10 protein-coding genes are annotated in these 11,994 nt (G+C 47.0%); 4 read left to right on the top strand and 6 right to left on the bottom strand.

Annotated features, from left to right (window positions below):
- Position 1 precedes the first annotated feature (1 nt).
- Positions 2-763, top strand: coding sequence for a hypothetical protein (locus ACFQ1X_RS13190; protein WP_144840776.1), 762 nt, complete (start codon positions 2-4; stop codon positions 761-763).
- 95 nt (positions 764-858) lie between these two features.
- On the opposite strand, the gene aldA is transcribed toward ACFQ1X_RS13190, so the two are convergent.
- The 3 genes from aldA to ACFQ1X_RS13175 form a co-directional block, all read right to left on the bottom strand.
- Positions 859-2,310, bottom strand: a complete 1,452-nt coding sequence (aldA, locus tag ACFQ1X_RS13185) for an aldehyde dehydrogenase (protein ID WP_144840775.1) — start codon at positions 2,308-2,310, stop codon at positions 859-861.
- A 161-nt stretch (positions 2,311-2,471) separates the two neighbouring features.
- Complete coding sequence (locus ACFQ1X_RS13180; RefSeq protein WP_144840774.1) at positions 2,472-3,344, bottom strand: sulfurtransferase; 873 nt, start codon at positions 3,342-3,344, stop codon at positions 2,472-2,474.
- A gap of 107 nt (positions 3,345-3,451) precedes the next feature.
- A complete protein-coding gene (locus ACFQ1X_RS13175) occupies positions 3,452-4,450 on the bottom strand; it encodes a TRM11 family SAM-dependent methyltransferase (RefSeq protein WP_144840773.1) in 999 nt (332 codons plus the stop codon).
- A gap of 213 nt (positions 4,451-4,663) precedes the next feature.
- Here ACFQ1X_RS13175 and ACFQ1X_RS13170 point away from each other — a divergent pair, with 213 nt between their 5' ends.
- Complete coding sequence (locus ACFQ1X_RS13170) at positions 4,664-6,043, top strand: MFS transporter (protein ID WP_379082901.1); 1,380 nt, start codon at positions 4,664-4,666, stop codon at positions 6,041-6,043.
- 110 nt (positions 6,044-6,153) lie between these two features.
- On the opposite strand, the gene ACFQ1X_RS13165 is transcribed toward ACFQ1X_RS13170, so the two are convergent.
- The gene (locus ACFQ1X_RS13165) at positions 6,154-6,705 is read right to left on the bottom strand and encodes an alpha/beta fold hydrolase (RefSeq protein WP_379082898.1); all 552 of its coding nucleotides are present in this window, start codon (positions 6,703-6,705) and stop codon (positions 6,154-6,156) included.
- A gap of 28 nt (positions 6,706-6,733) precedes the next feature.
- Positions 6,734-7,174, bottom strand: coding sequence for an OsmC family protein (locus ACFQ1X_RS13160; protein WP_144840771.1), 441 nt, complete (start codon positions 7,172-7,174; stop codon positions 6,734-6,736).
- A gap of 186 nt (positions 7,175-7,360) precedes the next feature.
- Here ACFQ1X_RS13160 and ACFQ1X_RS13155 point away from each other — a divergent pair, with 186 nt between their 5' ends.
- Entirely contained in the window at positions 7,361-8,056 is a 696-nt protein-coding gene (locus tag ACFQ1X_RS13155; RefSeq protein WP_144840770.1) for a class I SAM-dependent methyltransferase, read from the top strand.
- Between the two features lie 342 nt (positions 8,057-8,398).
- On the opposite strand, the gene ACFQ1X_RS13150 is transcribed toward ACFQ1X_RS13155, so the two are convergent.
- Entirely contained in the window at positions 8,399-8,908 is a 510-nt protein-coding gene (locus ACFQ1X_RS13150; protein WP_379082893.1) for a glycine/sarcosine/betaine reductase selenoprotein B family protein, read from the bottom strand.
- 290 nt (positions 8,909-9,198) lie between these two features.
- Between ACFQ1X_RS13150 and ACFQ1X_RS13145 the strand changes: the two genes are divergently transcribed.
- Positions 9,199-11,955 carry a YfhO family protein gene (locus ACFQ1X_RS13145; protein WP_144840768.1) on the top strand — a complete coding sequence of 919 codons (2,757 nt, stop codon included), beginning with the start codon at positions 9,199-9,201 and terminating at the stop codon, positions 11,953-11,955.
- The last annotated feature ends 39 nt before the right edge of the window (positions 11,956-11,994 follow it).

The raw sequence follows: 11,994 nt of genomic DNA, 5'->3' as shown, positions 1-11,994 counted from the left end.
GATGGAAGGTCTGACAAAAGAACTTGCAGCGAGTATTGCGCAGAATCCGGATGTGATGATTCGAAAGAGCCGGGTTTGGCGCTTGCCGATCATTCGCCTGGACGTGACTTATGACCGGGTCAAGCGGTTGAAGATGGATATTCTGATGAAGATGCTGCTGTTCGCGTTTCAGCAATCGGAAATACGCCGCGCCGCCACCTTGGCCGATATGCTGTCGGTGGAAGAGCTGTTTGTCAGCGATTTGATCGATAAGATGCAACGGACGGGCTTAACTCTGCTCGGTAAGAAGGGGTATGTGCTGACACCGAAAGGTTTTGACTACCTTGAGAAAGGCATTTTCGAAGAAGCGCTGGACGGTGGACAGACGCAGATTTTCTATAGCCCGGCTCATGGCGATTATCGGTTGGCGGAGAACGAACATCCACCTGCTGATGAACGGCTAACGGTTTATCGCTATGCGGTGGAAAAGAGCGGGGAAAGAGAGCGGATGCTTGAACTGCTGGCTAAAGAAATGAACTCGACAGAAGAGGGTTTCCAAATTCTTATCTCTGGCATTGCCGACTTTGAAGAACTGGATACCGATTATGTGGCTTGCATCGAATTCCAGCTTTTCGACCGGAAGCAGGATATTTTCTATGCCCGCGTCTGGAATACTGGAACACGGGAATGGGATGAAACGCTGGAGAAGCAAATTGAAGAGCGTGAACTTGTGGACTGGCGGGAAGCTATGGAAGCGGAAGTTGAAGCTGCCGAAAAGGTCTAATTTTATAATGCTCTGCCGGTATTCCGGACAAGCGGAATTTAAATGAAAAAGGGTGTGGAAACGTTTGCCGTTTCCACACCTTTTTCTGATAGTAATTACTGTTTATCATTTTTATACTGCATGTAAACCACTTGTGTAGCCAGGAAGTCTTCCATGCCATGCTTGCCATCGGCTCCGCCGAGTCCGGATTGGCGCATGCCTGCATGGTAGCCTTGAACAGCTTCGAAATTTTCACGGTTGACGTAAGTTTCTCCGAATTTCATTTCGTTTACGGCCCGCATCGCTTCGTTCAGGTCATCGGTATATACGGAAGATGATAATCCGAATATGGTATCATTTGCTTTTTCGATCGCTTCATCCAATGTTTTAAATGTGGTGATAGGCAGGACAGGGCCGAAAATTTCTTCGCGAATAATTTCTGAGTCGTGTGACACATTGGTCAGAATCGTCGGTTTGTAGAAAAATCCGGATTCGATATCTGGTCGCTCGCCGCCTGTAGCGACTGAGGCACCTTCTTCAACTGCTTGTTTGACCATATTCTCGACCGTTTCAAGCCGGTCCTGGCTGATCAACGGACCCATTTCCACGTTTTTGTCTTTACGCGGATTGCCCAATTTTTTTGATTCAAAAGCCTGAATCAGCTTTTCGGTCAATGCTTCCGCTACACTCTCATGTACATAGAGACGCTCGGCGTTTGTGCATGCCTGTCCGCCATTCGCGAGCCGGGAAGTCGTGATGGCTTCAGCTGCAAGATCAAGGTCGGCATTTTGGGTCACGATTGCAGGTGCTTTGCCGCCTAACTCCAGATTGACTTTGGTGATATTTTGCGCTGCAGCTTCCATCACTTTCGTTCCAGCCGGCACGCTCCCGGTCATCGTGATCAATTGGACTTTTTTGTGAGACGCCAGTGCATTGCCGATTTCAGAACCGGTTCCAGTTACGACGTTATAAACACCGCCAGGAATTTCGTCCATGGCATCTATGATTTTCGTGAATTCCATGGCTGTATTCGGGGTCTGCTGGCTGGGCTTAATAACAATAGTGCAGCCGGTCACTAAAGCTGTAGCGACTTTTCGGGCTAAAATGAAAACGGGGAAATTCCATGGAATAATACCAGCGACAACGCCGATCGGTTTTTTATAAATGAAGATATTTTCATTTGGACGGTCGCTTGGCAGGATTTCGCCTTCGATTCTTCGTGCCCATTCGGACATATAATGGAAATAATCGATGGCAAGATCAACTTCGCCGCTTGCAAGTTCATAATCTTTCCCTTGTTCTTCCTGCAATAAATCGATGAACGTGTCCCGTTTTTTGGAAATTTCATCGCCCAGCTTCCGAACGATTTTTCCGCGTTCGATATTGGGGGTCAGCTCCCATGCCTGTTGCGCCTGAAAAGCTGATTCTACCGCTTTATCAACGTCCTCCTTATTCCCTTTTGGTATTTGAGAAATAACTTCTTCAGTGGCAGGATTGATGATGTCGATCCATTCATCTCCAGTGGAATCTATATAATTGCCGTTCACATACAATTGATGTTTCTGCAAAAAAATTCCTCCTAATATTAGGCTTCTTGTTTCTTTTCCCCTTGACCCAAGTATTAAACGGGCAGCTCAAAATAAGAAAATCGCTTGCAGCATTGGATTCATGGGGTTTTTATATAAAAAATCTCCCGGACGCTTTTGTCCGGGAGATTTTGTAATCTGCTTCAAGTTTCACTTTTTACAATGGGACAGCTGGGATCGCTTGTCCATTCATTCATTGAACCGTCATAGACGGTGACGTTGGATTGGCCGAGAGTATTCAACAGCAATGCGTTCCATGTTGCGGCGATTCCCCCGCCACAATAAGTGATGACTTTTTTGTCGGGATCGAGTGCGCCGGTGCTTTCAAAAGAAGCCCGCAATTTATCGGCAGCAAAAAGCGCTTTTGACTTCTCATCCGCATGTGCACCGAAAAAGACGTTGGTACTGCCCGGAATATGGCCGACAGCGTATTCTTCAGGTGACAGACTGTCGATAATAACCGTCTGCTCGTCATCCATCGCTTTTCTGACATCTTCTTTTGTCGCAAGCATCTCCGTCCGGCGCTGACCGCTAAAGCTTGCCGTAGGATAAGAGCTTGACCCGGTTGTCAATTCGCGCCCTTCCGCCTGCCATTTTTGCAAGCCGCCTTCGAGGATCGAAACACGATCAAATCCTTCATAGCGCAGTTGCCACGCAAGGCGGGAAGCCCAGTAAGAAGCGGCGACCGTTTCGCCGACCAATGCGTTTTGATCGTAAATGACGGTGTAGGTGTCATCGCCGATTCCAAGTTCGGTCATTTTTTTCACGAATGCTTCGCGTGAAGGGACCATGAATGGCAAATTGGAGTCGGTGTCTGATAAATCGCCAAGAAGATCAGCATAGACCGCACCGGGGATATGCCCCTGTTCATAGGAAGTTCTGCCGGATTCGACATTCGGCGGTCCGCCGCCTTCCGGAAATTTCATGAATACTGTGGCATCTATAAGCCGCAGTTTTGGATCGTCAAGGCGTTCAGCGAGCCAGTCGGTTGTAACGATTAATGGAATCTCATTCATTTGAATTTCCTCCTTCGCATCATTGATTCCACTCTGCGCCTTGATGGATGAATACGTCAAAAATTATGTGTGAATTTGCAGCGTCCCCCGGTGTGAAGGCGTTATGTTTACGCTTGTTGTAATTGTTTCACAGAGTTGGACGGATTATCAGTACGTTCACAAACCAGAATCTCCCGCAGGAATAAAGCCTTTTTCGCGATGCAGCGGTCGATGATGGTGAATCCGGCTTCTTCTATCATATGGTCGATGGATTCGATTGTTACAACGAGCAGCTTCTCGGTGAAAGGCTGTGCGTGTTTCAGGATTTCGAGTTGTTCTGCAGGCGTTGCGTGCGTATAAAGGTTATAGGGCATGTCGATAATGGCGACGTCGTATTGCTGTTCGATATCGGCAATCGGTCCCAAATCAACCTTTCCAGTCAATCCGAAATGGGCGATGTTTTCCCGCGAACCGTCAACGACCAAGGGGTTGATGTCACGCCCGACAATGTCGATTCCCATCGATAAGGCCTCGACCAGAACCGTTCCAATGCCACAACATGGATCAATTGCCTTTATACCGACAGGATCCGGAACTGCGATATTGGCGATGGCGCGGGCGACTTTCGTACTGAGTGCTGTGGAATACTCCCGGGGTTTTTGCTGATGCCGGAACCAGACAGATTCACTTTGCCGGTATTTGCCGAAATACCAGCGGTCGCCGAATGGGATCAACCCGAAAGTGACATCCGGATTATGGACATCGGCTTCTCCTGTGATGGCCGCGCCGATTTGCCGTTCAATTTCGCGCTTCTCATCAAAATCCACTTTATCGGCCAAAGCCAATCCGTTGATTTTCAGGAAAATCACTTTGAATGTGTCCGTTTCCATGTTCACATCAGCCGACTGTTCCAAAATACCGGCAAGTTCCGCGGCTTCAAATAACACTTCAATCCGTTCCTTGACGAAAGGGCTTCTGCTCGGCTCAAAGCCGACATCGCTCCTGATGATTTTGTCGTTCGTATCTTTACTGAAGAAAGCACGCATTTCCATTTGGCATAATTCTTTTTCATCTTCTGTATATGCGAATGTATATATATATTCACCTGTCGGCTTTAATCGTTTCAATTCATCCCGTCCTTTAGTTCTTGTGTTGTCCAAGTTGCATATAGGTAGTATACCAAAAGCAACAGTAAATCAGGTGCCAAGAAAATTTGCAATAAGAGGAAGTGTGCAATTAAAAATAGATTGAATTGTCTGAAATTAATGGGTACAATATTCCTGATACCAACTGGTTGGTATGTTGTATAGCCACTAGATTTTCTTTGAGGGGGAAACTACTTGATAGTAGAAGAGAGGCAGAAAATTATCGCTGAAAGTGTGGAGGGCGAAGTGCCTGGCCACAAGGAAATGCTGAGTTACGGCATGGGATTTTTCGGAGTCATTCTGGTCTGGACATTGGTGGGGACCTTTCTCACATTCTATTACACGGACGTTGCCGGCATTTCAGCAGGTGTCGTCGGGACATTGATGCTGGTTGCGCGTCTTCTTGACGGAGTAACGGATTTGGGAATGGGAACTTTGGTGGATCGCACGAAGTCGAAGCATGGCAAAGCCCGGCCATGGATTCTTTGGATGGGCATACCGTTCGGAATATCGGTGGTATTTTTGTTTGCCGTGCCGGATATCGGATCCACCGGGAAAATCATTTACGCATCCATCACTTACATATTGCTCATTTTGCTTTATACCTCTGTATCCATTCCTTATAAGACACTGCTGGGCTTGATGTCCCAGGAACCGAATAAGCGCTCTATGCTGAATATTTACACAGGAATTTTCACGATGCTCAGCACATTGCTGATTACCATTTTAGCAGAACCCGTGGCCAGTGCCATTGGCGGAACGCAAGGGTGGACGATGGTGGCCGGTTTCTGTGGCCTGGTCATCATCCTGACAAGCTTTTTTGCTTTTCGTGCAACGACAGAGCGCGCTGAAGTTGTGTCTTTGGATAATCCCAAAACAGATATCCCTTTGAAAATAACGTTGAAAGCATTATTCACGAATAAATATTGGCTGATCATCACGGGCTATTGTGTAACCGCTTATACACTTAACGCACTTCTGGCTGGAGCAGGTTTGTACTATACAACGTATGTCTTCGGCAACGCGACAATCTTCTCGCTGATCGGATTCCTGTTATTTCTGCCGACCATCATCGGGTTCTTTTTCATGGCAAAACTGGTGAAAAGATTTGGCAAGCGCAATATCGCTTTATTCGTATCGATCCTTGGGATTTTCGGGCCGCTTGTCAAAATGATCGACCCTTACAGCCTTGTTGTATTTTCTGCCGGAACGGTGATTCAAGGATTCGGATTACTGCCGATCATAATGTTCCTTTATGCGATGATCAACGATACAGTTGAATACGGAGAGTGGAAACACGGGATTCGAACTGCTGGCCTCGTTAACAGTGCAGCGAGTTTCGGCATGAAAATGGGGGCGGGGCTCGGTGGAGCTTTGATTGGCTGGTCGCTGGCATTCGGCGGCTACGCAGGTGGTCTCGAAACCCAAGCCGATTCAGCGATGACTGTTATCCTCGCTCTTAATATTCATATTCCGCTGTTCCTGGCAATCGTGCAGACCATTTTAATGTGGATGTATAAGCTCGATGAAAAATATCCGCAAATTCTTGCAGACCTGCAGGAGCGAAACCAATAGGCGATGAAAGTTGAAAATGGACTTGATTTAGCTCTGTGACCAATAAGAAAAAAAGCCGTTCTAAAAAATAAAACGCCAGCCATCATATGTGTGATGGCTGGCGTTTTTGATTAACCTAGTCGAATTTCTTCTATCGCTTCCGGGAGCCCATCCTGAAAAATGTGGTCTTTTCCCGAAAGCTGCCTGACAGTCGCGCCGGGCAGACTTTCCATATATTTCTCCAGGTGTTCGAATGGCACAATTTCATCATCGATGCTATGAAAAAGAACCGCGTCGGGCAGAAGTGAACTTCTGGCGGAAAAATCTTCTGCAAGCTCAAAATCCTTCAACTGCCAATTTTCATCGATGCCCCAATACGGTGCGGCGATCGTAATGACTTTGGCAAACGATTTTCCCAGCTCTTCTTCCGACAGAAACTTCAGTAAAGCTGATCCGCCAATTGAGTGGCCCAATAAAATGGCTCCATCTTCCAGGGAAGCGATTTCTTCTTTCAAAACTTGCTTCCATTCCGGGTATTTCGGGTCTTCGGGCGTCGGCATTTTGGGGGCAAGAAGTCGGAAATCCGATCCCAACTCGTCATTCAAATACTTCAGCAATCTGGAACTTCCTTGCTGTTCCCCTTGAGGGCCTGCGCTATGGATGAATAAAACTTGCTTTACCACTGGATTCGCCTCCTTTAATGTCATCTATCTATTGTTCGTTCAGGCCAACTTCCTCACCGTTCAGCATCAGCCGGTAATGGACATCCGCTTTTAGTGAATGGGCGACCGGACAATATTTCTCGCCGCTGACCTCAATCGCGTGCAGCACTTTTGCCGCTTCGATGTCGCCTTCAACAAAGAACGTAACCACAATCGACAGGAATTCTTTCGGCGGAAGCTGCCGCTTGTCGCCTTCAGTAACGATCTCGAGAGATCGAATTTCATTCATTTTCGAACGCAGGATCATAACAACGTCCATCCCGACGCAGCCTGCAAGTGAACCGAGCAGCACCTGCATCGGCAGCAACCCCTGATTATTCCCCACGCCCTGATGGGCATCCATCGTAAGCGTATGTCCTCCTTGTCCAACTGCGGAAAAAACAAAATCGCCTTGCCATTTTGTACTTAGAAGCAACTGATCCGTTTCCATCGCTTACTCTCCTCCTGACTTTTATTCATTTTAACACTTGTGTTGCAAATAGTTTTAAAAATAACTAAAAATTCTGATAAATTTACTATACAATGGTGAAAAGTGACATTGAACGTTTTGGGATTTCATTCATTTAACTTTGAAAGGCGGAGAGCAACCGATGAAATTATATAAGGAATTAGCGGAATGGTGGCCATTGATGTCTCCCATACCGAATATGAAGAAGAAGCCAAGCTTTACCTGGAAATAATCCGACGCTATCATTCTGAAGTCAAACGGGCCGTGGAGTTCGGTTCCGGAGGCGGCAGCAATGCCTATTACCTGAAGCAGCATTTTTCAATGACTTTGACAGACCTGTCAACGGATATGCTGGCAGTCAGCCGGGCACTGAATCCTGATTGTGAACATATTCAAGGGGACATGAAGAATCTGAATCTCGAAGCGCAGTTTGACCTCGTGTTTATTCACGATGCAATCATGTATTTTACCGATAAGGCAGATTTGCTTGAAGTGATGCGCAATGCGAAAAATCACTTGAATGAAGAAGGGGTTTTAATGATCATGACAGATCATTTCAAGGAAACATTCAGGCCCGAAACGGACCACGGCGGCATTGACCAGGGCAAACGAGGGATGCGTTATTTGGAATGGACCTACGACAGCGACCCGGATGACAATGTGACGGAGACCGAATATGCCTACATCATGCGCGATGAAAATGGCAGGATCTATAGAGAATATGACCGGGCGGAATCGGGCTTGTTTTCAATGCCCGAATGGGAGGAAATGCTGGCAAAAGCAGGTTTTCAGGCGCATTTTGAACGGGTTGAATATACGGGGATAGAAGGGAACTATTTTGCGATTGTGGCAACTCAGATTTGAAACTGAAACAAGCGCATCTCTTTCTATTTAACGAACAAACAGCACCTGATCTGTTGGCATCTGGCAACAGTTCAGGCGCAGTTATTATCATGGCTTGGCCTGATAGGTATTCCTTGATCCGGAAGGCAGTGCCAAAAGCTGCACCAACTGTTCGATGACGCGTGTTCGTGTTTCTAAGTCGAATGGTTCGCCACACGGCCGTCCCATTTTAAAAGGTGTCTGCAACGTCCGGGGTGCTCCGACTTTATCAGTGATTTCCGGGTACACAGTAATCATAGCTGTCTGAATATTGGATGCTTCTAAAGCCCGGGCATACAGCCCGAGAACGTTGTGGCAGGATCCTCAGCCAGGCACGAGTAAAGCCGCATCAATTCCGTCGTTGTGGAACAGTTCTTCAACTCGCGGGATCGATTCTTTTTCGACCAGGGCAGTGTCCAAAATGCCGCCGTTCAATCCAATATTCACGTCGGAAACAACACCGATTTTTCCGTCAGCCGCTGAATCTTTCAATTGTTGCAGTGGGAACACGATGGTCGGGTCTGTTTTGGCAAACTTCGTGTCAAAGTAAATATGGGTCACAGTCAGTTCCTGCTCCGAGACATCCGATGGGATGATCCGTATGGTATGGTCTCCCGCAGGGTTATCGACATCAAATGGCTGGTCTGATTTCAGGTGGACACCGGCTGTCGAGATCAAAGCTACTTTGCACTCATGCAAAGGTTTTTGCAGGAAAGCTTCAGGAAAGCTTTTGTTTTCTTTCATATGATTCATCGTGAATTTTTTATATGCTTCAGTGAAATTAGCAGAGAACGCCCGCGACAGTTTCGATTTGATTTTCGTCTTCATCTTCATGAATCGGCAATCCTCCATTTCGTTTATGCTTATAAATACAATTCGCTGTTCTTTTTAAAGTTCCTGTATCCAGGGAGAAACTAAATCCATTCACACAGCTTTAATTTATCGATGCTGATCAAACCGGAGTCCGAGGAATATTGCATTCTACAATCGGAAGCTGAGTTGTTAATTTTCATTAAAAAGGTTATAAAAATGATGACTATAGATTAGTAGCAATATTTAATTCACCTTTCTGCCAACCGTTTCTTTCTGCCGGTGAATCCGCTAAAGAATAAAGAAGGTGACTTATGAAAAAGTTTCTTCCTTTCTTTCAACTTGCTGCTCTTTGCCTTTTTTTCAGCATGGCCGCGCATAGCGTCTATCTGGTGGAATGGTTCAGCGACCGCTTTATGCTCGGACCGAACGATGGGTTATCACAGATGATGCCGTTCAAATCCATGTTATATGAGCAATATACATCCGGTGAATTTTTCTATTCGCCTCTTTTCGGCTTGGGGAGCGGCACATACAGCTGGCTGTCCTATTATTTTTCAACTTCCATCATCTTTGTGCTGACAGTCGGATTCTTTTACATATTCGAACTCTCCGGCATTATCGCGGAAGCTGACCCGCTATTCTGGGCGCATGCCGCGGTGTTCATCAATATCGCAAGGCTTGCGGCAGTACTTTTCATCGCTTACCTCGTTTTCCGCTACATGAAGTTCGACCGGCTTCCCGCATTTCTCGGTGCCGCTGTCTATGGATTGTCGAGCATGTATTTTCGCCACGCTGTTTACTGGGAATTTTACGCAGATGCTTATTTATGGCTGCCGCTGCTGATTTTAGGGATCGAAAAGATCTTCCGTGAGGGACGGCCCGGCTGGTTCATGGCTGCTGCCGCAATCTCCATGATCGATAATTTCTATTTAGCCTATGTCAATTTTCTGGTCTCCGGCATCTACATTCTGTTCCGGCTCTTCATGCCGCTTATCGAAAATGAAATCAGAAGGGGCAAGGCGCTCATTCTCTTTGTTGTGAGCGGACTGATCGGTGCCGGCATCAGTGCGGTGTCTTTTATTCCTGCGGTACATGCATTTTTGAACAATCATCGACCCGGCTATGTCCTTGAAGTCGACTGGCTGGCACTTCATGATAATATCTTATTCACGAGCAGCTACGTCATTCTGCCTGCCGCATTTGTCGGAATGGCCTTTGCCGTCCCGCTGTTCCGGGATCCACAATTCTGCTTTTTCGCTTCGATTGTGCTGTTTGGCATCGTGCTCCATTACAGTCCTCAGATTGCCAGTGTTTTTAACGGTTTTTCGGCGCCGCAATACCGATGGGAATATTTTATGTCCTTTACTGCCGGTGGCGCGGTAGCAGCAGGGTACAGCAAACTCACAATGCTGAAAGTAAAACACTTTGCAATTGCCGGAGCATTGGCGCTCACAGTTTATGGACTGTTCGCTTTGACTGACACCCGGCTTGAGTTGCAGCCGGCCATCATTATCACAACCACGGCCACATGTCTGCTCATTTTTCTGCTGTTTGCATTAGCTGTCAGAAGACATTCAAAAAGAGGGCAGGCGGCCGTTGTCGCATTGATGGTGCTGGCCTCTCTGGCAGCAGGTTATCAGTTTCTCGTTGCACTTGCCAACGACGGTGTTACTATCCAGTTTCCTCTCTTACTCGGTGTTCTTGGTTCATCGCTGTTCACTTTCATGCTGCTGGTCCGTGGCGTTTCCGACCCTTCAAAAAAGGGCGAGGCAGCGGCATTTATTGTTATCACCTTGCTGTTTCTGGCAAATGGCTTTCAGTATGTCATTCTTGTCAAAGGCGGTGACACCGAGCTTGTTACAGAAGAGTTCATGACGGGGGAAGAATATGACGATCCGGAGATCAACAGGCTCCTGGCGGAAATTAAGGAGAGGGACGCGTTTCCTTTTTACCGCATCGATTGGATGGAAGGGATCCGGAACAATACAGCTCTTGTTCAGGATTTTCACGGAGTAAGTGCCTATTCCAGTATTTTGAATGACCAGGTGCTGCAGTTTTATCTGACTGATTTAGAAGTCGATATGGGCCGTGAAAGCGTCAGCCGCTACGCTACGCTCGGCAAACGCGCCAATTTGCACAGCCTGCTGGTGGCAAATTACACTATCCTTGCCCGCGACGATGAAAATGTGCCCGCCAATGTTAAAGCGGTTCTGGAATCGGAAAACTTCATCGTTTACGAAAACCAGCTGCCGCTGCCATTCCTCCGGTCGACTTCAAATGCCTACAGCGAAGAAAGCCTTGCTGCTGAACCGATGATTCGCCGTGAACATGCGATGTTGACGGGAGTCATCCTGAAGGATCCCGAAAATCAGGCACAATTGCCGCCTTCCCCTGAACAATTGGATTTTGACGTTATCGGAGTGGATGCGACATACGAAGATGAAGTGCTGGACATTACCGGCGAATCGGGTGGCATTGATCTGGTATTTGAAAATCCGGTTCCACCGGAAAGCGATTTGTACGTAGCGATGCATTTGTTCAATTTATCCGAGGACCAGAGGTTTACGATTCATATCAATGACTATAAAACATCGAGAAAATCGAATGTTTCCATCTATAAAACATTCGTCGATGATTTAACGCTGCGACTTCCGGCAGCAGACACTGTCCGGATCCGTCTACGGCAGGGAACTTACGTGTTGAAGGGAGTAACGGTTTACGAAGAATCTTATGATGTGCTTCGCGAGGCATCAGCAGAAGCTGCTGACGACAATCATTTCGAATGGAACGGCAGCCGCATCGATGCTGAATTCAATAATGAAGCGAATGATGAATTTATCGTGCTGCCGGTGCCTTATGAAATCGGATGGTCAGCGGAAATCAACGGGACACAAGTGGAAGTGCTGGAAGCGAATTACGCTTTTATGGCGGTGCCGGCAGTGCCGGGAAGAAATGACATCACCTTGACTTATCGTCCGCCGCATTTCAGGAAATCGTTGCTGATCAGTGTGATATCGCTGGTCGGGGGAGTGGCGTATCTCTGGAAACGAAGAAAGTTAGCGGAGTGAATAAAAAAGATGGCCGAAGAAAAAATCGGCCATCTTTTT

Origin of the sequence: Metaplanococcus flavidus (assembly GCF_042675885.1) — a bacterium.
GTDB lineage: Bacteria > Bacillota > Bacilli > Bacillales_A > Planococcaceae > Planococcus > Planococcus flavidus.
Note: the sequence above shows the minus strand (reverse complement) of the source record. Positions and strands in the feature narration are given on the sequence as shown.